We start from the raw sequence: 24,878 nt of genomic DNA on the forward strand, positions 1-24,878 counted from the left end.
GGGGCAGGTGCCGGCGCGGGTGACGGCCCCTCCGGGCCCGGCGCAACGTCGGCGGGCGGGGTGGGGCCCGGAGCCGGCGCGGGTGACGGCCCCTCCTGGTCTGGCGCGGGCACGGGCTTGGGGGACGGGCTCGGGCACGGCTGCGGCGTCGGCTCGGTCGGCTCCGGTGGAGCCTCGACCTCCCCGGGGGGCTCGAGGTCGGCGCAAGGGTCCACCTCGGGTTCCCCCGTGGGGTCCGCGCCGGCGGGGGCGTCCGGGCGCTGAGTGGCGTGGGCGCTCGGCAACCCGGAGGCGAGCATCGCGAGGATGCACGCGAGGATCACCGCGGCGGCAGCGGCCGGCTGCGCGGAGCGGCTGCGCTTGGTCATCAGACGATCCCACCTTGGTCCGCGACTCGCCCCTCCCGGGGCCGTGCAACGCGGGCGCCATGGTGCGCGACCCACGGCGGCTTGTCGAATTCGATCCGAACCCGGCCACGCCCGCCGGGGCGTGGCAGGGTACACGCCTTCCGGGACAGGGGAACGTTGCGTCATGGACTTGCCGACGAAGGGTTCGATCGCCACGGCCATCGTGGCTGTCGTCGCGGTGGTGATCGCCGCGGCGCACGTCTGGGCGACGCAGACGGTCGACGCGCGGGCGGAGGCGGCCGTCGACGAGCTCACCGCGTTCGTCGAGCAGCGCTCGCCGAGCGACCTGTTCACGGAGGCCGCGGCCGGGTTCACGCCGCTCCCCTACGACGCCGAGCCGCAGTTCTCGTCGGGTAACGCGGTGCTGCGACACGAGCCGCAGGTCCTCTGGCAGGTGCGGTGCGTGCGCGTCGCACGCACCGACGACGACGTCGCCAGCTCCGTCAGCACCGGGCGCTGCCCACGATCCTGAACTTTATAGTCCTACGCGCAGATAACCTCCCACATCCGGTGGTACACTTGGGCCATGGACATCAACCGCTTCACGCTGAAGTCGCAGGAGGCACTGCAGGCGGCCGTCGCTCTCGCCACCGAGCGCGGGCACGCCGAGGTCGGGTCGGTACACCTCCTGCACGCGCTCCTCGGCCAGGCCGAGGGCGCTGTCTACCCCGCGCTGCAGCGGCTCGGGGTGACCCCCGCCGACCTGCGCCGGCGCACCGAGGAGGCGCTCGGTCGCCTGCCTGCGGCCCACGGCGCGACCGCCCAGCCGTCGCTGTCCCGTGAGCTCGCGCGCCTGCTCGACGACGCCCAGGAACGCGCTGGCGCGCTCGGCGACGACTACACCTCGACCGAGCACCTGCTGCTCGCGCTCGTCGCCGACCGCCAGGCGGGGGCCGTGCTCCGTGGCGGGGGGGTCGACCCCGACGCGCTGCTCGCCGCCCTCCGCGAGGTGCGCGGCAACCAGCGCGTCACCTCGCAGACCCCCGAGGGCACCTACGAGGCGCTCGAGAAGTACGCCCGGGACCTCACGCAGGCCGCCCGCAACGGCGACCTCGACCCCGTCATCGGCAGGGACGAGGAGATCCGCCGGGTCATCCAGGTGCTCTCGAGGCGCACGAAGAACAACCCCGTGCTCATCGGCGACCCCGGCGTCGGCAAGACCGCCATCGTCGAGGGCCTGGCCCAGCGCATCGTCGCCGGCGACGTCCCCGAAGGGCTCAAGGACAAGCGCATCGTCGCGCTCGACCTCGCGGCGATGATCGCCGGCTCGAAGTACCGGGGCGAGTTCGAGGAGCGCCTCAAGGCGGTCCTCAAGGAGATCGAGGCCGCCGAGGGCCGCATCATCACGTTCGTCGACGAGCTGCACACGATCGTCGGCGCCGGCAAGGCCGAGGGCGCCATGGACGCCGGCAACATGATCAAGCCGATGCTCGCCCGCGGGCAGCTGCGCATGATCGGGGCGACCACGCTCGACGAGTACCGCGACATCGAGAAGGACAAGGCGCTCGAGCGCCGCTTCCAGCCCATCCACGTCGGCGAGCCGAGCGTCGAGGACACCGTCGCGATCCTCCGGGGACTGAAGGAGCGCTACGAGGTGCACCACGGTGTGCGCATCACCGACTCCGCGCTCGTCGCCGCGGCCCGCCTGAGCGACCGCTACCTGACCGAGCGGTTCCTGCCGGACAAGGCCATCGACCTCGTCGACGAGGCCACGAGCCGCCTGCGCATCGAGATCGACTCGATGCCCGCCGAGATCGACGAGATCAACCGGCGGATCAAGCAGCTCGAGATCGAGCAGGCCGCGATCGAGGGCGACGAGGACCCGGGCGCGCTCGAGCGCGGCCGCGAGATCGCCGACGAGCTCGCGCGGCTGCGTGGCGAGATGGACCTCCTCGTCCAGCACTGGGAGGCGGAGAAGGACGCGATCGAGCGCATCCGCGACCTGAAGGCGCACATCGAGCAGGCGCGTGAGGAGGCCGAGCGCGCGGAGCGCGAAGGCCAGCTCCAGCGCGCAGCGGAGCTGCGTTACGGCACGATCCCCTCCCTCGAGGGCGACCTCGACGTCGCCGAGCGCCAGCTCACCGAGCTGCAGACCGAGCAGCGGATGCTGAAGGAGGAGGTCGACGCCGAGGACATCGCCGAGGTCGTCGGGAAGTGGACGGGCATCCCCGTCGCCCGGCTGCTCGAGGGGGAGCGCGACAAGCTCGTGCGCCTCGAGGAGACGCTGCGCCGCCGGGTGATCGGCCAGGAGGAGGCCGTCAAGGCCGTCGCCGACGCCGTCCGGCGCTCCCGCGCGGGCCTGGCCGACCCCGACCGCCCGCTCGGCTCGTTCCTGTTCCTCGGGCCCACCGGCGTCGGCAAGACCGAGCTCGCGCGCACACTCGCGGAGTTCCTGTTCGACGACGAGCGGGCGATGATCCGCCTCGACATGGGCGAGTTCCAGGAGAAGCACACGGTCTCGCGGCTCGTCGGGGCGCCGCCGGGCTACATCGGCTACGACGAGGGTGGGCAGCTCACCGAGCCGGTGCGCCGCCGTCCCTACTCGGTGATCCTGCTCGACGAGGTCGAGAAGGCCCACCCCGACGTGTTCAACGCGCTGCTGCAGGTGCTCGACGACGGCCGGCTGACCGACGGGCAGGGCCACACCGTGGACTTCCGCAACACCGTGGTCATCATGACGTCCAACCTCGGCTCGCAGTTCATCCTCGACCCGACCGAGTCGGAGGACACCATTCGTGAGCGGGTGATGGACGCGGTGCGCACGCACTTCCGGCCGGAGTTCCTAAACCGCCTCGACGAGGTGCTCATCTTCCACCGCCTGTCCCGCGAGGACCTGCGCCGCATCGTCGACGTGCAGCTCGAACGGGTGCGCGCCCGCTTCGCCCAGCGCGACCTCGACCTCGAGCTCACCGACGCGGCGAAGGACTGGCTCGCCGGCCGCGGGTACGACCCGGTGTTCGGGGCGCGGCCGCTCAAGCGGGTGCTGCGCAAGGAGCTAGAGGACCGCGTCGCCCTCGCGCTCCTCGACGGGCGCATCAGTGAGGGCCAGACCGTGAAGGTCGACGTCGCCGGCGACGAGCTCGCGGTCACCTAGAGCCGGCCGAGCGACGGCTGGGCATTCCGGAAGCGACGTGCCGCATCCTCGCGCGCCCGCGCCGGCGCGTCCGCGGGCGGCCGGGGACAGCTTCAGGCTCCGTCGCCGCAGGGTTTCACGTCGACGCGCCGTAAGCACGGTTACCCTTGCGCGGCCGGGACGGTGACAGGAAGGCGACGGTGCGCGCGGAGGTGCGGCAGGACGGTGAGCGCCCCCTGCCCGCCGGGGCGCGGGCGGTGCCGCTCGCAGTGTGGGCGCTGACGGGGCTGCAGCTCGCGCTGCTCCTCGCCTACTCGGTGCTCATGCCGGTCTACCGCGCCCCCGACGAACCGCAGAACTTCGACATCACCATGGCCGCCCGCGACTTCACCGAGTTCACCGGTGACCACCGGGCGATGGGGCCCACGGTCCTGCGCTCCTACCCGTTCGCGGCGTTCACCCAGGACGGGCGCCGCGACCCCGTACCGCCCGAGCCGCCGGCAGCTCGGGGCGAGCGGCCGTCCTTCGCGGTGCTCGCGCAGCCGCCCGGCACCTCGACGACGCGCAACCAGCAGTGGCAGCACCCACCCCTGTACCCCGCGGCGCTCGGCGCCGTGCTCACCGTCACCGAGGCCCTCTACGCACCGGCCTACGGCTGGGCGTTCGACCAGACCGTCGGGTTCGCGCGCGTGGTCAACGCCCTGCTCGTCGCACCGCTGCCGCTGCTCGGCTTCCTCGTCGCCCGTCGGCTGGGTGGCGGGCGGGCCGCCGGCCTGGCGGCCGCAGCGTTCCCTTTGACGATCCCCCAGCTCGCCCACATAGGCTCGGCGGTGAGTCACGACAACCTCCTCGTGCTCATCGTGGGCGTGACGACCCTGGCGCTCGCCGCCGTCCTGCGCGGCGACTCCTCCCCGCGAACCGCCCGCGTCATCGGCGCCCTCGGGGGGCTTGCGCTGCTCACGAAGGGCTTCGCGCTGTTCCTGCTCGCCTGGATCCCCGGGGTGTACCTTCTCGCGGCGGTCCGCTGGCGACGGTGGGGTTTCGTCTCCGCCGGGGGGCTGGCCACGACGCTGACCGCCGCGCTCGGCGGCTGGTGGTACGTCCGCAACGTCGTCGTCCACGGCGCCGTGCAGCCCACCGGCGTCCACCTGCCGAGCCCCGAACGGGGCTTCGTCCCCGACTTCGGCTGGTGGGCCTCCTGGTTCGCCGACGTCATGCCCCTGCGGTTCTGGGGCAACCTCGGCTGGTACCAGGCCCCACTGCCCGCGTGGCTCGCGATCCTCGCCACCGTGCTCGTCACCGCCGCGGCCGCCGCCGCCGTGCTCCGCCGCCGCACGGACGGCGCGGCGCGTACCGACCTGCTCGCGATGAGCTTCCCCGTCGTGGCGGTCACCGGCATCGTCGCCTACGGCGGTTGGGGCTACTACGCCGAGACGAGCTTCGCCCTGGGGCTGCAGGGCCGGTACCTCTACCCGGGGATCGCGGGCCTCGCCGTCCTCGTCGGCGCGGGCGCCACCGCCCTGCCCGGGCGAGCCGGGCGCTGGGCCCCCCTCGCCCTGCTCGCCGCGGCGGCGGCGATGCACTCCGTCGGCGCGAGCGCGGTCCTGCGCAACGTGTACGCCGCCGGATCGGCGCTCTCCTGGGAGCAGGCCGCAGCGGCGGTCATCGCCTGGTCGCCGTGGTCGCCCGTGGTGGTCGTGTCGGGCCTCGTCGGGCTCGCCGCCCTGCTCGTCGCCGCAGCGCTGCTCCTCGGCCGTGAAGCCCGCCGGCTCGCAGCAGCTGCGGCGATCACGGCGGACCCCGCCACGGACGGTGCGCCCCTGCCGGCGTCGCCGAGGGCGGCGGGCAACGGGCGGGCGGCGGGCGCCGCGGCCGGGCTCCCGCGCGCGGGCGCCGCCCCGTGACCTCGCCGGCGCCGGCCCCGTTGCGCGTCGGGGCGTGCGTCCGGGAGACCCCCCGGGTGGTGTGGGCCCTCGCGGCGACGCTCGCGGCGCTCATGGGCTGCTACGCGCTCGCCGTGCCGCTCTACCACGGCCCCGACGAGTCGAAGCACGTCGACATGCTATTCGCCGTGCGTGAGCCGGGCGGCTGGCCCGCCGAGCACGAGCGGCACATGAACGCGCAGGTCGTCGCGTCGACGCAAGCGGCGGGCTACGCGCCCGGCCGCCCCGCCCGCAGCGCCACGGAGGCCGTCCCCCGCCACCGCCGCCCCGCCCTGCAGAACCTCGCCCCCGACACGTCCTCCCCGGTCCCCAACCAGATGTGGCAGCACCCGCCGCTCGGGTATGTGCCGACCGCGGTCGGGCTCGCGATCGTGACCGCGGCGACCCCAGGCGCCGGCGCCTGGGCGCACGACGTGGTCGTCGGCCTCATGCGGCTGGTCGGCGCGCTCGTGCTCGTGCCCCTGCCGCTGCTCGCCTACTGGACGACCGCCCGCCTGGCCGGCCGGGGTGCGGGCGCAACCGCTGCGGCGGTGCTCGTGGCGGCGGTGCCCGGCCTCGCGCACGTCGGTGGGACCGTCACGAACGACAGCCTGCTCATCGCCCTCGTCGGCGGCCTCACCCTCGTCGTCGTCCACGTCGCGACGGGCGACCTGTCGCCGCGCACGGCCACGCTCGCCGGTCTCGTCGGCGGCCTCGCCCTGCTCACCAAGGGGTTCGCGCTGTTCCTGCCGGCATGGCTGGTTGGCGCCTACGCCCTGGCCGCCTGGCGCGGCGGCCGGCCGGCCCTCCGCCCAGCCGCGACCGCGGGAGCGCTCGCACTCGCCGTCGCCGCCGCCCTCGGCGGGTGGTGGTGGCTGCGCAACGTCCTGCGCTTCGGCGTCGTGCAACCGCGGGCGAGCGCGTTCGGCGCCCCGCCCGCCGAGTTCACCCCCGAGCTCGGCCACTGGCTGACGGCCGTGGGCCGCATCCTGCCGCGGAGCTTCTGGGGCTACTTCGGGTGGACCGAGGCGGCGCTGCCGTGGCCGGTGGTCGGGGCGGCCGGCGTGGTGCTCGCGGTCGGGCTCGCTGGCGCGTTCGCGGCCCGCCGGCCCGCGGACCCGTGGCGGCGCGGGGACGTCGCGCTGCTCCTCGGGGCCGTGGCGGGTTGCGCGGCGATCATGCTCTACGGGTCCTGGGGGGTGTACGCCGAGGCGGGCCGCCGGGTCGCCATGCACGGGCGCTACCTGATGCCGGGCCTCGTCGGGATGGCGGCCGCGGCGGCGCTCGGCCTCACCGCACTCGCCCGCCGGTTGCCGGCGTGGCTGCCCGCAGCGCTGCTCGCCGGTGGGGGCCTGCTCCACACCACCGCGTTCGCGGTGATCGTCGAGCGCTACTGGATGCCCCCGGGCGCCGGCTACCGCGAGGGCGTCGCCGCGCTGCTCGCCTGGTCGCCGTGGCCGCCGGTCGTCACCGCCACGGCGGCGGGCCTGGCGGCCGCCGGGTTCGCCTGGGCGGTGGTGGAGACGGTGCTGATCGCCCGCGCGGGGCCGACCGTTGAGGGGGAGGTCAAGGGCCGTCGAGGCGCACCCACACGATCGTCCACGGCAGCGGCTTCGTGACCCCGGCAACGGCGCCGACGGTGCTCACGAACCGGATGAACCCCGGTGACGACCAGTGGTTGAGGTGGCCGGGCGTGTTGCCGAACGCACGGACGTGGCGGCCCGCGATGAGGTTGCCCATGCGGAAGACGGGCTCGCGCGGCACCGACAGGACGAGGTGGCGACGGGCCACACGGGCGTACTCGTGCAACCCCGCGACGGGATCGTCGAGATGCTCGAGCACCTCCACGCTCGCGAGCACGTCGAACGTGTTGTCGGCGAACGGCAGGCGTGTCGCGTCCCCGTGGAGGAACCGGGGACCCGGTCGCGTCGCCCATTGACGGCGCAGGCCCGCGTCGGGCAGGTCGACGGCGGTCACGTTGCCCCAGCGCCCGTGGAGCCGCTCGGCGATCTCCCCCTCGCCGCACCCGATCTCGGCGACGCGGGCCGTGGGCGTCTCCACGGCGACCGCGTCGAACATCGCCTCGAGGCGGTCGAGGAAGCGGTTCGTGAGATACCGGATCGCCGGGTTCGTCGACGTGTACTTGTGGTGGTGGTTGCCGATCACCACACCCGGCGTCTCCGGAGCCCGCCGCTCGCCGGCGCCCTCCTCGCGCACCGACAAGGCCGCGCGCGAAGGTTCGGGCTGGTTCACGGAAAGAGGTCCTCAAGCGATGTCGGGGCGCCCTGGGCGGGCAGTACGCCAGCATAACGCCTGCTCAGTAGCATGCGGGGATGACCCCCGAGCCGCGCAGCGCCAGGGTCGCATGGGCAAGCCTCCGACCGAGCGGCGCCGCCGCCCCGGCCCGGCGGCCCTCCGGGCACACGGCGTAGCGATGCGCATCCTGTTCTTCGGCACCTACGACGTCCGCGCCCACCCGCGGGTGCGCGTGCTGCAGCAGGGCTTCGCCGCTCTCGGCGACGAGGTCGTGGAGTGCAACGTGCCGCTGCGGCTCGACACCGACTCCCGGGTGCGGATGCTCCGCCATCCCTGGCTGCTGCCCCTGCTGCTCGTGCGTCTGGCCCGCGCGTGGTGGCAGCTCTGGCGGCGAACCCGGCTGGTCCGCGGTCGCTTCGACGCGGTCGTCGTCGGCTACCTCGGGCACTTCGACGTGCACTTCGCCCGCCGCCTGTGGCAGGAGGCGCCCGTCGCACTCGACCATCTCGTGTCCGGCAGCGACACGGCCCTCGACCGGGGACTGCGCCGCGGCCGCCTCGTCGCCGCCCTGGAACACCTCGACGCGCGGGCCATCGCCGCCGCCGACGTGCCCTTCGTCGACACGGTCGCCCATCACCGGCTGCTGGCCGCCGAGGTGCGCGAGCGCGCAGCGGTCGTGGAGGTCGGCGCCCCCGAGGAGTGGTTCCGCGAGCCGCGCCCGCGTGACAGCAGCACCCTGCGCGTGATCTTCTTCGGCCTCTTCACGCCGCTGCAGGGCGCCCCCACCATCGGCGAGGCGATCGACCTGCTCGCCGAGCGCGACCTGCCCGTGCGCTTCACGATGGTGGGTCACGGCCAGGAGCACGAGCTCACCCGACGCCTGGCTGCGGCCAACGCCAACGTGCGCTGGATCGACTGGGTCGCGGCCGAGCGCCTGCCGGAGCTCGTCGCGAGCCACGACGTGTGCCTCGGGATCTTCGGCGCGGGCCCGAAGGCGCTGCGGGTCGTCCCCAACAAGGTCTTCCAGGGGGCCGCGGCGGGCTGCGCGATCGTCACGTCGGACACGAGCCCGCAGCGCGCCGCCCTGGGCGACGCCGGCATCTTCGTGCCGCCCGGGGACGCCTCGGCCCTGGCGCGGGTGCTCGCCGACCTCGCCACCGACCCGAAGATGGTGCTCGCGGCACGCCACGCCGCGCATGCCCGGGCGGTCGAGGCGTTCACCCCCGCCCGCGTGGTCGCGCCGCTGCGGGCCCGCCTGGCCGCCCTGGCCGGCAAGGACGGCTGACGCCGTGCGCCGGCGTGTGAGCCTCGTCGCCCGCGTGGTCTTCGGGGCCGGGGGTCTGGCCTTCCTGGTCGTGGCGTTCGCACAGACGTGGGACCGCGGCAGCGACGTCGTCGTCCCCCCGTGGTGGCGGCTGCTCGCGGCGCTCGTGTGCATCACGCTCGCCATGTCGCTCGCCTACCGCGGCTGGGCGGCGCTGTTCCCCGGGGTGCGCTCCCGCCCGCTCGCCGCCGGCTTCTTCGTCGCGCAGCTCGGCAAGTACGTTCCGGGGGCCGTGTGGCAGGCGGTGGGCCAGGTCGGCTACGCCGCTCGCGGTGAGGTGACCGTGCCCCGCGCCGCCACGGCGTTCGTCGTCTTCTCCCTCACCCAGGCGGCCGCGGGAGCGGTCGTCGGCGCGACGGTCGCGGTGGCCGTGCCGGGGCTCGCCTGGTGGGTCCGCGTCGCCGCACTCGCCGCCGTGCTGCTCGTCGTCCTGCTCGACCGCCGCTGGATGATCTGGGCGATCGGCGTCTACCGCAGGCGGCGGCCGGGCGCGGAACCCGTCGAGGGTCTCGTGCCCGCGCAGCGGGCCATCCTCGTGTCGTGCGGGTGGAGCATCGGGGTGATGCTCGCCATGGGAGCGACGTTCGTGGCGCTCATCGGCGGGCTCGAGGCGCGCGTGCCCGTCCACGCCGCGGTGCCCGCCTACGCGCTCGCGTGGACGGCGGGGTTTCTCGCCGTGCCGTTCCCCTCCGGCGTCGGGGTGCGCGAAGCGGTGCTCATCATGGTGCTCGGGCCCACCACGGGCACGGCTCCCCTCATCGCCGCGTCGGTGTACTTCCGCCTCGCCCAGATGGTCGCCGAGGTGCTCCTCATCGTCGCGACGGGGGGCTGGCGGCAGCGCCTGGCCGCCCGCGTCGGCGGCCCACCGGCGGTCGCCGACGACGCCTGAGACGACGACCGCCCGACGTCCGGGACGGCTCGGCACCGCCCGGCGGCGCGGCGGGCACCCAGCGCGTACGATGCGCACGGCGACGGGGAAGGCGGTGGGCCGTGACGGTCGAGCAGGGCAGCGAGGGGGGGACGGCGCCCGTCCCACGGGAGCGTGTGGCCTTCTCGAGCGACGGGCTCACCCTGGTCGGGGATCTGCGGCTGCCCCCGGGACCGGGCCCCCACCCCGGAGTCGCCCTGACCGGCCCCTTCACCGGCGTCAAGGAGCAGGTGGCGGGCGCCTACGCGGAGGCGCTGGCCCGCCGGGGCTACGTCACACTCGCGTTCGACCACCGCAACTTCGGCGAGAGCGACGGCGCGCCCCGGCAGCATGAGGACGCCGCCGGCAAGCTCGCCGACCTGCGCGACGCGGTCAGCCTGCTGCGGCAACGCCCCGAGGTGGACCCCGAGCGGGTCGCGCTGTGCGGGATCTGCCTCGGCACCGCCTACGCGCTCAAGGCGGCCGCGTTCGACCCGCGCGTGCGGGCGGTCGCCCTCGTGGCGGGTGCCTACAACGACCCCCGGTCGATGCGCGCCGGCATGGGACCGGAGGGCTACCGCAGGCAGCTGCTCGCGGGCATGGAGGCATGGGAGCGCTACGCCGCGGCCGGCGAGCCGGAGTACATCCCGGCGGTCGCCGACGCCGGCGGGCCGGCGGCGATGCCCGGCGACGAGCCGTTCGCCTACTACGGCACCGACCGTGCGGCGAGCCCCGGTTGGGCGAACCGGGTCACGACCCTGTCGATCCGCGAGCTCATAACCCTCGACGCCGCGATGGCGGCGTCGTTCATCTCGCCGACGCCGATGCTCGTCGTACACGGTGAGCGCGACGACTACTGCTCCCCGGACGGCGCACGGGCCGTGCACGAGGCCGCGGGGGAGCCGAAGCGCATGGTCTGGCTGCCCGCCCAGCTGCACATCGACCTCTACGACAACCCCCTGTTCGTCGACCCTGCGGTCGACGAGGTCGCCACCTGGTTCGACACCCATCTCGCGCGCGGCTGACGCGACAGCGACCCCGCGCCGCTCAGTCGCGTCGGTTGGTCCGCACGATGAGGTCGGCGAGCAGCCCGAGGCTGAACAGCATGAGCCCCGCCATGAGCAGCAGCAGTGTGTTGATGGCGATGCGGAACGGGCTCGTCACCATGTCGTAGACGAACTTGCCCGAGCCCAGAACGAGGAGGAACAGCGCGATGGGGCCGAACACCCGCAGCGGCTCGAAGTACGTGATCATCCGCACCACCTGGAGGATGTAGCGGTAGGCGTCCTTGATCGGGTGGAAGTGGGACCGGCCGGCCCGCTGGCGGTAGTCGATGGGGACGTACTCGACGAGCAGGCCGTTGGCGAGGAAGGCCAGCGTGATCGTCGTGACGCAGCTGAAACCGGGGGGCAGCAGGCCGAGATAGGGCCGGGCGTGCTCGCGCGAGAAAACGCGAAGGCCGGAGTTCAGGTCGGGAATCCTCGACTGCGAGAGGAACTCGGCCAGCCGGCGGATGGCCCACTTCGCGGGGACGCGCAGGGCCTTCATGGTGCCTTCCTCGGAGCGCCGGGCGCCCACCACCTGGTGGACGTTGCCGGCGGCGAGGATGTCGACGAACTCGGGGATGCGCTGGTTCGGGTAGGTCATGTCCGCATCGGTCCAGGCGACCCACCGTCCCCGCGCCTCGAGCGTCCCGATGCGCCGGGCCGTGCCTGACCCGCGGTTCACCGGGAAGCGCAGCACGCGCACGAACGGCAGCCCCTCGACGGCCTCGGCGGTGCCGTCCGTGGAGCCGTCGTCGACGACGAGGATCTCGAACGAGTAGCGCGAGTCCTTCAGCGCCGCGGTGATGCGGTCGACCTCGGCCCGGATGTGGCCGACCTCGTTGTAGGCGGGCAGCACGACCGTGACGTCGAGATCCCGCTCGGAGGAGGGAGGGCTCGTGGGCACCACCTGAGCATAGCCGGGCCTGGCCCGCCTCCCGGGCAACAGCGGGCGGCGGTCGTAGCATCGCAGGGTGCTCGGCGCGCCGCTCGATCCGCTCGATCCCTCCTCCGTTGCTGTCCCCGCCGGCCCCGCCCCGGCGACCGGCGCGGCAAGGCCCATGGCCCGGGCACAGCCGTGACCATCCTCGCCTGGCAGCGCGGGGGGACCCCGCAAGGGCCCGCGGTCGTGCTGCTGCACGCGTGGGCCAGCGACGGGCTGCGCGACTGGGAGGCGACCGGCTGGGTCGACCGGCTCGCCCCCGCAGGTTTCGACGTGCTCGTACCCGACCTGCCCGGCCACGGCGAGTCCGCCGACGTGCTCCTGCCGCCCGACGCGGAGTCCGCCGCATGGACGGCGTCGGCGCTGGCCAGCGACCTCGCCGCCCTCGGGATCACCCGCTTCCAGGCGGTTGGCTACGCCGAGGGGTGCCTCGTGGCGAGCCACCTCGCGGTGCGCTCGGACAGCGCCGGCGGTGGCGCCCCCCTGCCGGGGCGGCGGGAGGCCGACGAGGTCGGCTCGCTGGTGCTCGTCAGCGCCGACGACCGCGACGGGGTGCCCCACGGCAGCGAGATCGCCGCGGCGCTGCGGGACCGGGCGTCGCGGGTGTGGCATCCGGAGGCGGCCGAGGCGCTCGCTCGCGCACGCTCGGACCGCCGCCACCACCTGCCGACGCTGGCCGTGTGGGCGGGGCGCGCCGCCTGGCCGGCCGCCCCCCGCCTCGGCGCGCTGCGCATCCCCGTGCTGCTCGGCGTGGGGGCCGACGACGAGCGCCGCGCCAGGGCGCCGCGCCTCGCCCAGCTCTTCCACGACGCCCGCCTCGTCACCGTGCCGGGAGACCGCCGGAGCGCCCTGTCCGCGCCCGAGCTGCGCGCCACGGTGGCTGCCTTTCTCACCGACCACGCGGGCCGTCCATGACGGCGCGGCGGGTGGCGCTCGTCGCCGTGGGCCTGCCCCTCGCGGCGGTCGCGCTGCTCGGGGCGCAGGTCGTCTACGCCTCACGAGTCGACCGCCCGGACCTCCACCCGACCTACGAGGTGGCGACCGGGGTCGACGTGCCGGGGTCCGGCCCCCCGCTGCGTCTGGTCGTCCTCGGGGACTCCACCGCCGCCGGCGTGGGCTCGCCGACGATCGAGGGCTCGCTGCCGGCGCTCATCGCCGAGCGCGTCGCCGGCGCCCTCCACCGGTCGGTCGACGTCGTCGGCCACGGCGTGTCGGGAGCGCGGACGGCCGACATCCTCGACGAGCAGGTGCCGCTGCTCACCGACACACCGGCGGACGTCCTCGTCATCTCGGTCGGCTCGAACGACGTCACGCACGTCACGCCGCCGTGGACGCTCGCGCGCAGGACCACCGAGCTGCTCACCGCAGCCCGCGAAGCCGTCCCCGGCACGCCGGTCGTGCTCGCCGGCATCCCGCTGTTCGAAGGCACCCCCCGCCTGCCCGTGCCCCTGCGGTGGATCGTCATCGCCTACGCGAGGCCGCTGCGCAACGCTCAGCGCACCGCAGCCCTCGAGGTCCCCGGCGTGCGCTACGCCGACATCGCCAGGGACGCAAGCCCGCGCTTCCGCGGGGTGCCCGACGCGATGAGCGCCGACGGCTACCACCCCTCGCCGGTCGGCTACGGCTTCTGGGCCGACGCGATCGCGGCCGAGGTCACCGCCGCCGTGGGCGCCGTCAGGCGATCGTGACGTCCTCGCACAGGTAGACGTCCTGGATGGCGTTGAGCAGGGCGACGCCCTCGTCGAGGGGACGCTGGAAGGCCTTGCGCCCGCTGATGAGCCCGATGCCGCCGGCGCGCTTGTTCACCACCGCCGTACGGACCGCCTCTGCGAGGTCCGAGGCGCCCGAGGAGGCGCCGCCGGAGTTGATGAGCGGCGAGCGGCCGTTGTAGCAGTTGACGACCTGGTAGCGGCACAGGTCGATCGGGTGGTCGCTCGTGAGGTCGGAGTAGACCCGGTCGTGGGTCTTGCCGAAGCTGCCCTTGCCCGCGACGGTCCGGAACCCGCCGTTGTTCTCCGGCAGCTTCTGCTTGATGATGTCCGCCTGGATCGTCACGCCGAGGTGGTTCGCCTGGCCGGTGAGGTCAGCGGCCGCATGGTAGTCGGTGCCGTCGACCTTGAACGCGGAGCTGCGCAGGTAGCACCACAGCACGGTGAACATGCCGAGCTCGTGGGCCTCGGCGAACGCCTCGCTGACCTCCATGATCTGGCGGGCGGACTCGGGACTGCCGAAGTACACCGTCGCCCCCACTCCCGCCGCGCCCATGTCGAACGCCTGCCGGGGGGTGCCAAAGAAGATCTGGTCGTAGCGGTTGGGGTGGCTGAGCAGCTCGTTGTGGTTGAGCTTGGCGATGAACGGGATGCGGTGCGCCCACCGCCGGCTCACCGCGCCGAGCACCCCGATCGTCGACGCGACGGCGTTGCAGCCGCCCTCGACGGCCAGGCGCAGGATGTTCTCCGGATCGAAGTAGCTGGGGCACGGGGCGAAGCTGGCGGCCCCGGAGTGCTCGACGCCCTGGTCCACCGGCAGGATGGAGATGTAGCCGGTGCCCGCGAGGCGCCCGGTGTCGAGCAGCGCCTGGAAGTTGCGGAGCACCCGAGGGTTGCGGTCGGTCGCGGCCATCACGCGGTCGACGAAGTCGGGGCCGGGCAGGTGGAGCAGCGACGCGTCGACGGTGCCCGACTTGTGCTGCAGCAACGACTCGGCCTCGCCGCCGAGCAGCTCGGCGATCCGGTCGACGGCGCCGGTGGCGGTCGTGGTCATTGTCGGCTCGTTCCTTCCCCGGTCCCCCGGTCCTGCGGTTGGTCCGCACACCCTACCCAACCGCGCCGCGGGTAGCCGCCCGACGGGCCGCGGCGTAGGATCCCCGCTCGGGCAGCAGCAGTCGCGCGCGAGATCGGGATACCCACCTCATGGCCGTCATCAAGACCATCGACCTCGTCGGCGTGTCCGCGGTGTCGTGGCGCGACGCCGCGACGAAGGCGCTCGAGGAGGCCGGCAAGACCCTCCGCGGCATCGAGGGTTTCGACGTCCTGGATACCTCCGCGACCGTCGTCGACAACGAGATCGACGAGTACCACACGCACGTCCGCATCCGCTTCCGTCTGGAGCGCTAGTGCCGCCCGCCACCCGCACCCCGACGAGCGGACGGGCGCTCGTCCTCGTCGGCACCCAGTGGGGCGACGAGGGCAAGGGCAAGGCGACCGACCTGCTCGCCGACGACGTCGGCTTCGTCGTGCGCTACCAGGGGGGCAACAACGCCGGGCACACGATCATCGTCGGCGACCGCACGCTGAAGCTCCATCTCGTTCCGAGCGGCGTCATGTACCCCGACGTCGTCCCGGTCATCGGCGACGGGGTCGTCCTCGACCCGGGGGTCCTGCTCACCGAGCTCGACGAGCTCGTCGAGCAGGGCCTCGACGTGTCGCGCCTGAAGATCAGCGGCAACGCCCACCTCATCATGCCCTATCACCGGGAGCTCGACCGGGTCACCGAGCGCTACCTCGGCAGGCAGAAGCTCGGGACCACGAAGCGGGGGATCGGCCCCGCCTACGCCGACAAGGCCGCCCGGGTGGGTTTGCGCGTGCAGGACCTCTACGACATGAAGATCTTCCGCCAGAAGCTCGACGTCGTGCTGAAGGAGAAGAACGCGGTCCTGTCGCGGGTCTACAACCGCCTGCCCATGACCGCCTCCGACATCGAGACGGAGTACGCGGTCTACGCCGAGCGCCTGCGTCCGTACATCACCGACACGGTCAGCCTGCTCCACGATGCGCTCGAGCGCGGCGAGACGATCCTGCTCGAGGGCGCCCAGGGGACCCTGCTCGACCTCGACCACGGCACCTATCCGTTCGTGACGTCGTCCAACCCTGTGGCCGGCGGGGCGCTCACCGGGGCCGGGCTCGGCCCGAAGGACGTCGACCGGGTGATCGGCGTCACGAAGGCCTACGTCACGCGCGTCGGGGCCGGGCCGTTCCCGACCGAGCTGTCCGGCGACGTCGCCGAGCGCCTCACGAAGGTCGGCCAGGAGTTCGGCACCACGACGGGGCGGCGGCGGCGGGTCGGCTGGTTCGACGCGGTGCTCGCCCGCTACGCCGCCCGCGTGAACGGGCTCACCGAGCACTTCCTCACCAAGCTCGACGTGCTGAGCGAGTTCGACACCCTGCGGGTGTGCCGCGCGTACCGCTACCAGGGTGAGGACTACGACCACTTCCCGCCGCACCAGTCGATCTTCCACCACGCCGAGCCGGTCTACGAGGAGCACCCGGGCTGGAAGGTCGACATCACCGAGGTCCGTGAGTTCGGGGACCTGCCGAAGGAGGCCCAGGCGTACGTCGACCGGCTCGAGGAGCTGGCCGGGGTGCCCATCCGGTGGGTGTCGGTCGGTCCGGCCCGCCGCCAGACGCTCGAACGGCGGCCGTGAGGGTCCTCGTGCTGGGCGGGGGTGGGCGCGAGCACGCCCTGTGCTGGGCGCTGCGCCGCTCGGCGTCGGTCGACGCCGTCCTGTGCGCCCCCGGCAACGCCGGCATCGCGGAGGTCGCCACGCTGCACCCCGTCGACCCCACCGACGTCGGCGCGGTCGTGGCGCTGGCCCGCGACGAGCGCTGCGACCTCGTCGTCGTCGGTCCCGAGGCACCGCTCGTGGCGGGTGTCGCCGACGCCCTGTCCGCCGCCGGCGTGCCCGTCTTCGGCCCGAGCGCCGCCGCAGCGCGCATCGAGGGCTCGAAGGCGTTCGCCAAGGACGTCATGGCCGCCGCGGGCGTGCCCACCGGCGGCTACTGGACCGGAACCGACCTCGCGGAGGCCCGGCGCGCGCTCGACCGGTTCGCCGCACCCTACGTCGTCAAGGCTGACGGGCTCGCGGCCGGCAAAGGCGTGCGTGTGTGCGCCGACCGGGCCGAGGCCGAGGCCGCGATCGACGCCGCCCTCGTCGACCGGGCGTTCGGCGACGCCGGCGCCCGGCTTGTCATCGAGGAGTTCCTCGACGGCGCGGAGCTGTCGGTGTTCGTGCTCTGCGGGCAGGGGCAGGCGCACCTGCTCGGCGAGGCGCAGGACTTCAAGCGCGCGCTGGACGGCGATCGGGGGCTGAACACCGGGGGCATGGGCGCCTACTCGCCGGTGCCGGTCTGGACGGGGGACCTCCAGCGGGTGGTGGTCGAGCGGATCTTCCAGCCGACGCTCGACGAGCTGGCCCGCCGCGGCACCCCGTATGTGGGGGTGCTCTACGGCGGCCTCATGCTGACGGCCGACGGCCCCAAGGTCTTCGAGTTCAACGCCCGCTTCGGCGACCCGGAGGCGCAGGTGCTGCTGCCGCGGTTCGACGGGGATCTCGGCCGCCTGCTCGCCTGCTGCGCCGGAGCGGGGGTCGAGCCCGGGGTCTGGAGGTGGAGCCCGCAGGCGTGCGTGACCGTCGTGCTCGCCTCGGGCGGCTACCCCGGGGCGTACGCGACCGGCAAGCCTATCGCCGGGCTCGAGGACGCCGCCGCCCTGCCCGACGTGCGGGTCTTCCACGCCGGCACCCGCCGCGACGGCGACGCCGTCGTGACGGCCGGCGGGCGGGTCCTTGCGGTCTCGGGGCTCGGCGGCACGATCGCGGAGGCGCGGGTGGCCGCCTACCGAGGCGCCGACGCCATCAGGTTCGAGGGGCTGCACCGCCGCGAGGACATCGCCGCCCAGCCGACCCGCTGAAGCGGCCGGGGGCGACCGCAGGAGCCTCGAGGCCTTCGCGCAGCAGCTCCGGCAGGCGTCGGGCGGGCCACCCCGCGGGCCCGTGGTTGAATCGGGGGCCGGACCGGCCCGGAGGACGCCCTCGATGATCCCGCGCTACACCCTGCCCGAGATGGGGGCGCTTTGGACCGACGAGGCGAAGCTCGCCACGTGGGTCGAGGTGGAGGTGCTCGCCTGTGCCGCACACGCGGAGCTCGGGATCGTGCCGGCCGACGACCTCGCCGCGATCCGCCGCGGCCGCCCCCCGACCCCGCAGCGGGTGCGGGAGATCGAGGCGGACACCAACCACGACGTCATCGCCTTCCTCACCGCGTTCGCCGAGACCATCGACGGCGACGCCAGCCGGTGGGTGCACTACGGCATGACCTCGTCGGACCTGCTCGACACCGCTCTCGGCGCGACGCTCGCCCGGGCCGGCGACCTGGTCCTCGCGAAGGCCGACCGGCTCGTCGCGGTGTGCAAGGCCCGCGCCCTCGAGCACTGGGAGACGCTCTGCGTCGGCCGCACCCACGGCGTCCACGCCGAGCCGACGACCTTCGGCCACAAGCTCGGGCAGTTCGCCTTCGCCGTCGACCGGGGGCGATCCCGCCTGCGCGCCGCCCGCGACGCCGTCGCCGTCGGGTCGATCTCCGGTGCGGTCGGCACCTACGCGAACATCGACCCGTTCGTCGAGGCCTACGTGTGCGAGCGGCTCGGCCTGGCGGTCGAGCCCGTCGCGACACAGGTCGTCGCGCGCGACCGCCACGCCGAGCTCGTGTGCGCGCTGGCGGTCCTCGCGGCCTCCGTCGAGCAGATCGGCCTGGAGGTCCGCCACCTGCAACGCACCGAGGTGCGGGAGGCCGAGGAGGCGTTCGGCCGTGGCCAGAAAGGCTCGTCGGCCATGCCGCACAAGCGCAACCCGATCACCGCCGAGCGCATCTGCGGCCTCGCCCGCGTCGTGCGCGGGCACGCCGTCGTGGCGCTCGAGAACGTCGCCCTGTGGCACGAGCGCGACATCAGTCACTCGTCGGCGGAGCGGGTGATCCTGCCCGACGCGCTCACCACCGCCGACTACCAGCTGCACCTCGCCGCCCGCCTCGTCGAGGGCCTGCAGGTGCACGCCGAGCGGATGCGGGCGAACCTCGACGCCACCGGCGGCCTCGTGTGCTCCTCGCAGGTGCTTCTCACGCTCGTCGACACCGGCATGACCCGCGACGACGCGTACAAGGTCGTGCAGACTGCCGCGATGCGCACGTGGGAGACCGGCCGCCCGTTCCGCGAGACCCTCGCCGAGGAGGGGCACGAGCTGCCGGAGGAGGCGTTCGACCCGAGGCGCTTCCTCCGCCGCCACGGCGCCGTACGAGAACGACTGGAGGCCCTGTGACGCCGCACGCGAGGGTGGGTCGACGGCCATGATGCGCCCGCTCGCCGACAACGCGCTCACGATCGCCCGCATCATCGGGCAGGGCCGCATCGCCGTCGGGGCGGCGGCGCTGCTCGGCCCCGCGACCGTCACCCGCCGCTGGCTGAAGGCCGGCGACCCCGCACCCGACGCGGCGACGGCCTGGCGCGTGGCGGGCGCCCGCGACCTCGTCCTCGGCCTCGGCACGGTGCTCGCCGCCCGGCGTTCGTCCCCGGCGCTGCGCGGGTGGCTGGAGGCCAGCGCCCTGGCCGACGCGATGGACGTGTACGCGTTCGCCCGCGACCAGGCCTTCCGGCCGCTCCTGCGTCTCGGCGCGATCCTCGCCGCCGCCGCGAGCGCCGGTGCCGGCGTGTGGGCGGCCCGCCAGGTCGGCCGGTAGGGCACGATCCCCGCCAGCGCCGGCTCAGCGGAAGCCGAACTCCCGGGGGTGCTCGGCGTCGAACTCGCCCCGGACGACCTCGTCGCGCTCGCGGACCTTGGCCGCCTGACGGTCGCGGAAGGCGTCGACCTTGCCGCGCAGGTCGGGATCGCTCGCGGCGAGGATGCGCGCGGCCAGGATGCCGGCGTTGCGCGCGCCGTCGACCGCCACGGTGGCCACGGGGACCCCCGGCGGCATCTGCGCGATGGCGAGCAGCGCGTCAAGCCCGTCGAGGTTGCGCCCGGAGATCGGCACGCCGATCACCGGCAGGCTCGTCACCGCCGCGAGCACACCCGGCAGGTGCGCGGCCATCCCCGCACCGGCGATGAGCACCCGAAGCCCCCGATCGGCGGCGCCCCGCGACCACGCCAGCGCGTCGTCGGGGGTGCGGTGCGCCGACAGCACCCGCACCTCGCAGGGCAGGTCGAACTCGTCGAGGGCCTCGACCGCCTGGCGCATGACCGACAGGTCGGAGTCGCTGCCCATCACGATTCCGACGACCGGGTCTGCCATGGCGTTTGCTCCTCGAATCCGACGGGATGCCCGAGCCTATACCGACCGCGCACCGCAGGTCGCCCAGCATGGCCTCCCAGGCGGGCGGGTAATCCCCGACCACCGCGAAAGTGACCAAGGAGTGTTCATGACCGCGGGAGAACTCGCCAGCCGGCAGTCCGACGTCGACCCCGCCCTCGACGACCTCGACCCCTACACGCGGCTCATCGCCGACGAGGCCCTGCGGCGCGGGATCGCCGTGAAGGTCCTCGACGCGAAGGAGTGCTTCCTGTCGCTTTCCTACGGAGGTCGCGAGATCGTCGCCCGCGACGCGCTGTCGGAGCTCACGAGCGCCGTGGCGATGGTGCGCTGCGCCGACAAGCGGCTCACCCGCAAGCTGTTCGCCGAGGCCGGGCTGCGGGTCCCCCGTGGCAGGGAGGCCTCCTCCGACGACGCCGACGCCGACTTCCTCGAGCAGGTCGGCGAGCTCGTCGTGAAGCCCGCGAGCGGCGAGCAGGGGCACGGCATCACCGTCGGCGTGCGCGATCGCGACGAGCTCACCCGGGCGGTCGACGAGGCTCGCCGGTACCACCCGGCGGTGCTGCTCGAGGAGTTCGTCGACGGTCACGACCTGCGGGTGATCGTCATCGACCACGAGGTCGTCGCGGCCGCGGTGCGCCGCCCGCCCCGGGTGGTCGGCAACGGCCGGGACTCGATCGCCCGCCTCATCGAGGCGCAGAGCCGCCGGCGCGCGGAGCAGACGGGTGGGCAGTCGACGATCCCCGTGGACGATCACACCCGCGGCGTCGTCGCGGCCGCGGGCTACAGCCTCGACGACGTGCTGTCCGAGGGCGAGGTGCTCCTCGTGCGCCGCACCGCCAACGTCCACGCCGGCGGGACGATCGACGACGTCACCGACCGCGTGCGCCGGGAGGTCGCCGACGCCTGCGTGCGGGCGAGCCGGATCCTGCGCATCCCGCTTGTCGGTCTCGACCTCGTCATGCCGGCGGTGGACGCCCGTGAGCACGTCTTCATCGAGGCGAACGAACGCCCGGGGCTGCTGTTCCACGACCCGCAGCCGACCGCGGAGCGCTATATGGACCTGCTGTTTCCCGAGACCCGCGGCCGGTGACCCGTCACCGGGGGGTCGTGCGGGCGCGGGGGCTGCGGTCGACCGCCGGGTAGCCGGCCTCGGCGAGCGCGGTGCGGGCGCCCTCGATGCGCTGGGGGTCGGGTGGCGCCGCCCAGCGGTCGGGGCGCCCGGGGGCGGTCGCGAGGGTGAACGCCGTCGGGTCGAGCCGCTCGTCGACCTCCTCCCACGCAAGCGGCATCGACACGGTCCCCGCCGGGTGCGCCCGCGGGCTCCACGCGGCCGCGAGCGTCTGCGCCGGCCCCGGCCGCGACCAGTCCAGCAGCAGCCGGCCACCACGGTCGGCCTTGCGCATCTCGACGGTGAGGTCGTCGGGGTGACGGTCCGCGCACGCCCGGCAGACCGCCAGGGCGAACCCGCGCAGCTCACCGAAGGTGTAGCGGCGCTCCACGGGCAGGTAGACGTGCAGCCCCCGCTTGCCGCTCGTCTTCACGAGGCACGCGAGCCCCAGCTCGTCGAGCACCTCCCGCACCCACAGGGCGGCATGCGCCGGGGGCACCGACCCCTGCTCGGGGTCGAGGTCGAAGGCGACGGTGTCGGCCCGGTCGGGCCGGTCGACGCGGGAGAACCACGGGTGCAGCTCGACGGCGTTCTGCTGGGCGAACCATCGGAGGACCTCGACGTCGTCGGCCAGGGCGTAGGCCACCTCGCGTCGTGACGCCGGCGTCCACACCCGGTGGCGGCCGACGAAGTCGGGAGCGGAGTCGGGGAGGTTCTTCTGGAGGAACCCCTCGCGGTCCACACCGGCGTTGTGGCGCTTCAGCGTGAGAGGCCGTCCCGCGAGCTGGGGCAGCAGCCGGTCGGCGACCGCCGTGTAGTAGTCGTGCAGGTCACGTTTCGTGTACCCCGGCTCCGGCCACAGGACCTTGCCGGGGTTCGTGAGCCTCACCGGACCGCGAACCCGGCTTCGCCGTCGACGAGGTCGAGACCCTCCACGACGAGGTCGCGCACGTCGGCGTGTCCGGGCCCGTGCCGGCAGAAGGCCACCGCCTGGTCGACCGCCTCGGCGGGGCCCTGGAACTCCGCCTCGACCCGCCCGTCGGGGCGGTTGGTCACCCACCCGGTCACGCCGAGCCGATCGGCCTCCCGCCGGGTCGAGTCGCGGAAGAACACGCCCTGCACGCGCCCCTCAGCAAGCACCCGCACGCGCTTGTGATCGCTCATAGGCGTGTGCGTACCCCCCAACGGGCACCTCTACCGGAGGACGACATCGCTCGGTGAGAGGAGGCACAACCATGTGGGCGTTCGCGTCGAAGAGGTTGCGGCGCTGGGTGATCGTCGCCGTCGGGGTGCCGGTGGCGGCGTGGACCCTCGACCGCCTGGGGGAGCGTCTCGAGGAGCGCGGTGGCGAGACGTACCTCACGAAGGTGATCGGCAACGCGGGGGACTGGCTGCACGGACAGCAGCGTGGTCCGGCTGTGGGCCGCCGCGGTCGCCCGCCCGTCCGGTAACCTCTCGCGACATGGACGACCTCTCCGCACTCGCCGGGGTCGAGCGCGTCGGCTCCGGCAAGGTCCGCGAGCTCTACGCAGTCGACGGCCGGCTCCTGCTGGTCGCGACCGACCGCATCAGCGCGTTCGACGTCGTGCTGCCCACCGCCATCCCCGACAAGGGCAAGGTGCTGACCGGCATCACGGTGTTCTGGCTGGACCTGCTCGCCGACCTCGTGCCGAACCATCTCGTCACCACCGACCCGGCCGGGCTCCCCGAGGTCCTGCGCCCGCACGCCGAGACGCTGGCCGGCCGGGCGATGCTGTGCCGGCGCGCGGACATGCTGCCGGTCGAGTGCGTGGCGCGGGGCTACCTCGCCGGCTCGGGCTGGAAGGAGTACCAGGTGAGCGGGCGGGTGTGCGGTGTGCCGCTGCCCCAGGGCCTGCGCGAGTCCGAGAAGCTGCCCGAGCCGATCTTCACCCCCGCGACGAAGGCCACCGACGGGCACGACGAGAACATCACCTTCGCGCAGGCGGCGGAGATCGTCGGCGCCGACGTAGCCGAGCGGCTGCGCGACCTCACGCTGGCGCTGTACCGGGCCGCGCACGACCACGCCGCCGAGCGCGGGGTCCTGCTCGCCGACACGAAGTTCGAGTTCGGGTTCGTCGACGGGGAGCTCATCCTCTGCGACGAGGTGCTGACCCCTGACTCCAGCCGTTTCTGGCCCGCGGACGACTACGCGCCGGGTCGCGGCCAGGCCTCCTACGACAAGCAGATCGTGCGCGACTGGCTGGAGGCCCAGGACTGGGACAAGAGCCCGCCGGCGCCCGAGCTGCCCGACGAGATCGTCGCGCGCACCCGCGAGCGCTACGTCGAGGTGTACGAGCGCCTGACCGGCAAGCCGTTCGAGCAGTGGGCCGGCTAGCCGTGGCCCGCGTCCACATCGACGTCATGCTGAAAGACGAGATCCTCGATCCGCAGGGCCAGGCGATCGAGCGGGCACTGCCCGCGCTCGGCTTCACCGGCGTCCGCGAGGTCCGCGTCGGCAAGCACATCGTGGTCGACGTCGCCGACGGCGCCGACCTCGAGGCGCGGGTCACCGACATGGCGAGGCGCCTGCTCGCCAACCCCGTCATCGAGGAGTTCACCTACCGCGTCGAAGGGGGCTGAGCCCGCCGGGGCGCGGCATACGCTGGGGGTCATGGTCCGCCCGGCTCCCCCACGCGACCCCTGGCAGAACGCCCCCGTGGGCGAGCTGCAGGAACAGCTGCTCCCGCGGTGGTTCGTCGTCCTCGCCCTCCTGAGCGTCCCCGTGGCGATCGCGGTGTTCGTCGCCGCGTTCGCCATGATGCGGTCCGCCGACGAGGTGCCGGTCGCCGAACGGCGGCCGCCGCCGGCGGGCGGGCTCACCCACGCGGTGGGGGAGTTCGCTGTGGGCGACGCCGCGCCGGTGCACTACGACGCCGGCGGCTGCGCGATGCTCGAGGGCATCCGCATCGCGGGGGAGCAGGCCGACCTTGCGGTGCTCTCCGCCGGGCTCGACGCCCTGTGCGGCGCGGACCTCGAGCCGGCGACCGCGGAGCGGGTGCGGGCGTTCGCCGCCGCCGGGGGGGTGGTGCGGTTCGCGGTCTTCGAGGCGACCGGCGTGGACTCGGCCGCGGCCCTCGACGGCCCGCGGATCCTCGTCAACGCCAAGTTCACCCAGACGAACCCGGGGTGGATCGCGCCCCTCGTCGCCCACGACGCGACGCTGCTCGCGCTCGAGCCGGGGCGGGCTGAGGCGGCCGTGGTCGCGCGCCGCGCGGAGCAGGAGGTGTGCACCGCCCTGTTCACCGACTTGCTGCCGAGCCGCGCCTGCGACGACGCCGACGCGCTGCTCGCTGTCGACGACCCGGTGGCAGCCCTGCGGGCGGCCGGCTATCGGTGAGCAAGCTCGCCCGGGCACTGCGCAGACGCTGCCCCCACTGCGGGAGCGGCGGCATCTTCGCCTCGTGGGGCGACCTCGTCGCGCAGTGCCCCGGCTGTGCCTACACGTTCGAGCGCGAGGAGGGCTACTGGGTCGGGGCGATGATCGTGAACCTCGGCATGGCCCAGCTGCTGTTCGCCGTCATCCTCCTCGGCACCATGGCGCTCACCTGGCCCGACGTCCCGTGGTTCGGCGTCGTGGCGGTGTCGGCGGCGGCCATGGTGGGCTTCCCGATCTGGTTCTATCCCCGCTCGAAGACGATCTGGGTGTGGCTCGACGCCGCCGTGCACCCCTACACGCCCGAGGAGCGCGACTGGGAGCGGTGAGGGCCGGGGCGGCTGGCGGTCAGGTTCAGCCGGACGCAGTCGAGCGTCGGGGGCGTCGGCTACCGCTCGACTGCGTCCGGCTGAACCTGAC

General features: G+C 74.0%; 27 protein-coding genes. 20 read left to right on the forward strand and 7 right to left on the reverse strand.

Annotation, left to right across the window (positions count from 1 at the left end):
- The coding region (locus VM324_13130; GenBank protein HVM00228.1) for a hypothetical protein at nt 1-368 on the reverse strand (368 nt) is incomplete at its 3' end.
- Between the two features lie 163 nt (nt 369-531).
- Here VM324_13130 and VM324_13135 point away from each other — a divergent pair.
- The 4 genes from VM324_13135 to VM324_13150 all read left to right on the forward strand — a co-directional run bounded on the left by VM324_13135 (nt 532) and on the right by VM324_13150 (nt 7,021).
- Nucleotides 532-879: a hypothetical protein gene (locus tag VM324_13135; GenBank protein HVM00229.1), complete on the forward strand. Its 348-nt coding sequence runs from the start codon at nt 532-534 to the stop codon at nt 877-879.
- Nucleotides 880-933: 54 nt separating this feature from the next.
- Entirely contained in the window at nt 934-3,501 is a 2,568-nt protein-coding gene (clpB, locus tag VM324_13140) for an ATP-dependent chaperone ClpB (GenBank protein ID HVM00230.1), read from the forward strand.
- 179 nt (nt 3,502-3,680) lie between these two features.
- Nucleotides 3,681-5,384, forward strand: a complete 1,704-nt coding sequence (locus VM324_13145) for a DUF2142 domain-containing protein (protein HVM00231.1) — start codon at nt 3,681-3,683, stop codon at nt 5,382-5,384.
- Nucleotides 5,381-7,021: a phospholipid carrier-dependent glycosyltransferase gene (locus VM324_13150; protein HVM00232.1), complete on the forward strand. Its 1,641-nt coding sequence runs from the start codon at nt 5,381-5,383 to the stop codon at nt 7,019-7,021. The genes VM324_13145 and VM324_13150 overlap by 4 nt, the downstream gene beginning before the upstream one ends.
- Here VM324_13150 and VM324_13155 read toward each other — a convergent pair.
- Nucleotides 6,969-7,655: a class I SAM-dependent methyltransferase gene (locus tag VM324_13155; protein ID HVM00233.1), complete on the reverse strand. Its 687-nt coding sequence runs from the start codon at nt 7,653-7,655 to the stop codon at nt 6,969-6,971. The genes VM324_13150 and VM324_13155 overlap by 53 nt on opposite strands.
- 181 nt (nt 7,656-7,836) lie before the next feature.
- Between VM324_13155 and VM324_13160 the strand changes: the two genes are divergently transcribed.
- The 3 genes from VM324_13160 (at nt 7,837) to VM324_13170 (ending at nt 10,914) form a co-directional block, all read left to right on the forward strand.
- Nucleotides 7,837-8,943, forward strand: coding sequence for a glycosyltransferase (locus tag VM324_13160; protein HVM00234.1), 1,107 nt, complete (start codon nt 7,837-7,839; stop codon nt 8,941-8,943).
- Between the two features lie 4 nt (nt 8,944-8,947).
- On the forward strand, nt 8,948-9,871 hold the full coding sequence (locus tag VM324_13165) for a lysylphosphatidylglycerol synthase domain-containing protein (GenBank protein ID HVM00235.1): 924 nt from the start codon (nt 8,948-8,950) through the stop codon (nt 9,869-9,871).
- A 101-nt stretch (nt 9,872-9,972) separates the two neighbouring features.
- A complete protein-coding gene (locus VM324_13170; protein HVM00236.1) occupies nt 9,973-10,914 on the forward strand; it encodes an alpha/beta hydrolase in 942 nt (313 codons plus the stop codon).
- Between the two features lie 22 nt (nt 10,915-10,936).
- Here VM324_13170 and VM324_13175 read toward each other — a convergent pair whose 3' ends face one another.
- Nucleotides 10,937-11,839 (reverse strand): glycosyltransferase family 2 protein, encoded by a 903-nt coding sequence (locus VM324_13175; GenBank protein ID HVM00237.1) that lies wholly within the window; start codon nt 11,837-11,839, stop codon nt 10,937-10,939.
- A 171-nt stretch (nt 11,840-12,010) separates the two neighbouring features.
- Here VM324_13175 and VM324_13180 point away from each other — a divergent pair, with 171 nt between their 5' ends.
- Together VM324_13180 and VM324_13185 are read left to right on the forward strand one after the other, a co-directional pair.
- A complete protein-coding gene (locus tag VM324_13180; protein ID HVM00238.1) occupies nt 12,011-12,790 on the forward strand; it encodes an alpha/beta fold hydrolase in 780 nt (259 codons plus the stop codon).
- The gene (locus tag VM324_13185; protein HVM00239.1) at nt 12,787-13,563 is read left to right on the forward strand and encodes an SGNH/GDSL hydrolase family protein; all 777 of its coding nucleotides are present in this window, start codon (nt 12,787-12,789) and stop codon (nt 13,561-13,563) included. The genes VM324_13180 and VM324_13185 overlap by 4 nt, the downstream gene beginning before the upstream one ends.
- Here the strand turns inward: VM324_13185 and VM324_13190 are convergent.
- Nucleotides 13,550-14,638: a class I fructose-bisphosphate aldolase gene (locus VM324_13190; GenBank protein ID HVM00240.1), complete on the reverse strand. Its 1,089-nt coding sequence runs from the start codon at nt 14,636-14,638 to the stop codon at nt 13,550-13,552. The two genes, VM324_13185 and VM324_13190, sit on opposite strands and share 14 nt — an antisense overlap.
- A 149-nt stretch (nt 14,639-14,787) precedes the next feature.
- Between VM324_13190 and VM324_13195 the strand changes: the two genes are divergently transcribed.
- From VM324_13195 to VM324_13215, 5 genes are all read left to right on the forward strand, one after another.
- Complete coding sequence (locus VM324_13195; protein HVM00241.1) at nt 14,788-14,991, forward strand: dodecin family protein; 204 nt, start codon at nt 14,788-14,790, stop codon at nt 14,989-14,991.
- Nucleotides 14,991-16,298, forward strand: coding sequence for an adenylosuccinate synthase (locus VM324_13200; protein HVM00242.1), 1,308 nt, complete (start codon nt 14,991-14,993; stop codon nt 16,296-16,298). The genes VM324_13195 and VM324_13200 overlap by 1 nt, the downstream gene beginning before the upstream one ends.
- On the forward strand, nt 16,295-17,563 hold the full coding sequence (gene purD / locus VM324_13205) for a phosphoribosylamine--glycine ligase (protein HVM00243.1): 1,269 nt from the start codon (nt 16,295-16,297) through the stop codon (nt 17,561-17,563). The genes VM324_13200 and purD overlap by 4 nt, the downstream gene beginning before the upstream one ends.
- Before the next feature lie 124 nt (nt 17,564-17,687).
- Nucleotides 17,688-18,965, forward strand: coding sequence for an adenylosuccinate lyase (purB, locus tag VM324_13210; protein ID HVM00244.1), 1,278 nt, complete (start codon nt 17,688-17,690; stop codon nt 18,963-18,965).
- A gap of 28 nt (nt 18,966-18,993) precedes the next feature.
- Complete coding sequence (locus tag VM324_13215; protein HVM00245.1) at nt 18,994-19,383, forward strand: hypothetical protein; 390 nt, start codon at nt 18,994-18,996, stop codon at nt 19,381-19,383.
- A gap of 24 nt (nt 19,384-19,407) precedes the next feature.
- Here the strand turns inward: VM324_13215 and purE are convergent, their stop codons facing one another.
- Nucleotides 19,408-19,935, reverse strand: a complete 528-nt coding sequence (gene purE, locus VM324_13220; GenBank protein HVM00246.1) for a 5-(carboxyamino)imidazole ribonucleotide mutase — start codon at nt 19,933-19,935, stop codon at nt 19,408-19,410.
- A 127-nt stretch (nt 19,936-20,062) separates the two neighbouring features.
- Between purE and VM324_13225 the strand changes: the two genes are divergently transcribed.
- Nucleotides 20,063-21,046, forward strand: a complete 984-nt coding sequence (locus tag VM324_13225; GenBank protein ID HVM00247.1) for an ATP-grasp domain-containing protein — start codon at nt 20,063-20,065, stop codon at nt 21,044-21,046.
- A gap of 4 nt (nt 21,047-21,050) precedes the next feature.
- Here the strand turns inward: VM324_13225 and ligD are convergent, their stop codons facing one another.
- Nucleotides 21,051-21,953: a non-homologous end-joining DNA ligase gene (ligD, locus tag VM324_13230; protein HVM00248.1), complete on the reverse strand. Its 903-nt coding sequence runs from the start codon at nt 21,951-21,953 to the stop codon at nt 21,051-21,053.
- On the reverse strand, nt 21,950-22,228 hold the full coding sequence (locus tag VM324_13235) for an acylphosphatase (protein ID HVM00249.1): 279 nt from the start codon (nt 22,226-22,228) through the stop codon (nt 21,950-21,952). Before VM324_13235 ends, ligD begins: the two co-directional genes overlap by 4 nt.
- A 71-nt stretch (nt 22,229-22,299) precedes the next feature.
- Between VM324_13235 and VM324_13240 the strand changes: the two genes are divergently transcribed.
- From VM324_13240 to VM324_13260, 5 genes are read left to right on the forward strand one after another with little or no spacing between them, the layout of a single operon-like run.
- Nucleotides 22,300-22,515 carry a hypothetical protein gene (locus tag VM324_13240; GenBank protein HVM00250.1) on the forward strand — a complete coding sequence of 72 codons (216 nt, stop codon included), beginning with the start codon at nt 22,300-22,302 and terminating at the stop codon, nt 22,513-22,515.
- Between the two features lie 11 nt (nt 22,516-22,526).
- Complete coding sequence (locus tag VM324_13245) at nt 22,527-23,420, forward strand: phosphoribosylaminoimidazolesuccinocarboxamide synthase (GenBank protein HVM00251.1); 894 nt, start codon at nt 22,527-22,529, stop codon at nt 23,418-23,420.
- A complete protein-coding gene (gene purS, locus VM324_13250; protein HVM00252.1) occupies nt 23,408-23,665 on the forward strand; it encodes a phosphoribosylformylglycinamidine synthase subunit PurS in 258 nt (85 codons plus the stop codon). Before VM324_13245 ends, purS begins: the two co-directional genes overlap by 13 nt.
- A 31-nt stretch (nt 23,666-23,696) precedes the next feature.
- Nucleotides 23,697-24,422: a hypothetical protein gene (locus VM324_13255; protein HVM00253.1), complete on the forward strand. Its 726-nt coding sequence runs from the start codon at nt 23,697-23,699 to the stop codon at nt 24,420-24,422.
- Nucleotides 24,419-24,787, forward strand: coding sequence for a DUF983 domain-containing protein (locus VM324_13260; GenBank protein HVM00254.1), 369 nt, complete (start codon nt 24,419-24,421; stop codon nt 24,785-24,787). Before VM324_13255 ends, VM324_13260 begins: the two co-directional genes overlap by 4 nt.
- The last annotated feature ends 91 nt before the right edge of the window (nt 24,788-24,878 follow it).

It is taken from the genome of Egibacteraceae bacterium (assembly GCA_035540635.1).
In the GTDB taxonomy this organism is placed as follows: Bacteria; Actinomycetota; Nitriliruptoria; order Euzebyales; family Egibacteraceae; genus DATLGH01.

Excerpts from the sequence above, each read along its gene's own strand:
- VM324_13135 (HVM00229.1), top strand. The coding sequence starts at position 532 with ATGGACTTGCCGACGAAGGGTTCGATCGCCACGGCCATCGTGGCTGTC.
- clpB (HVM00230.1), top strand. The coding sequence starts at position 934 with ATGGACATCAACCGCTTCACGCTGAAGTCGCAGGAGGCACTGCAGGCG.
- VM324_13160 (HVM00234.1), top strand. The coding sequence starts at position 7,837 with ATGCGCATCCTGTTCTTCGGCACCTACGACGTCCGCGCCCACCCGCGG.
- VM324_13185 (HVM00239.1), top strand. The coding sequence starts at position 12,787 with ATGACGGCGCGGCGGGTGGCGCTCGTCGCCGTGGGCCTGCCCCTCGCG.
- VM324_13190 (HVM00240.1), bottom strand. The coding sequence starts at position 14,638 with ATGACCACGACCGCCACCGGCGCCGTCGACCGGATCGCCGAGCTGCTC.
- VM324_13195 (HVM00241.1), top strand. The coding sequence starts at position 14,788 with ATGGCCGTCATCAAGACCATCGACCTCGTCGGCGTGTCCGCGGTGTCG.
- purB (HVM00244.1), top strand. The coding sequence starts at position 17,688 with ATGATCCCGCGCTACACCCTGCCCGAGATGGGGGCGCTTTGGACCGAC.
- VM324_13215 (HVM00245.1), top strand. The coding sequence starts at position 18,994 with ATGATGCGCCCGCTCGCCGACAACGCGCTCACGATCGCCCGCATCATC.
- purE (HVM00246.1), bottom strand. The coding sequence starts at position 19,935 with ATGGCAGACCCGGTCGTCGGAATCGTGATGGGCAGCGACTCCGACCTG.
- VM324_13225 (HVM00247.1), top strand. The coding sequence starts at position 20,063 with ATGACCGCGGGAGAACTCGCCAGCCGGCAGTCCGACGTCGACCCCGCC.
- VM324_13235 (HVM00249.1), bottom strand. The coding sequence starts at position 22,228 with ATGAGCGATCACAAGCGCGTGCGGGTGCTTGCTGAGGGGCGCGTGCAG.
- VM324_13240 (HVM00250.1), top strand. The coding sequence starts at position 22,300 with ATGTGGGCGTTCGCGTCGAAGAGGTTGCGGCGCTGGGTGATCGTCGCC.
- VM324_13245 (HVM00251.1), top strand. The coding sequence starts at position 22,527 with ATGGACGACCTCTCCGCACTCGCCGGGGTCGAGCGCGTCGGCTCCGGC.
- VM324_13255 (HVM00253.1), top strand. The coding sequence starts at position 23,697 with ATGGTCCGCCCGGCTCCCCCACGCGACCCCTGGCAGAACGCCCCCGTG.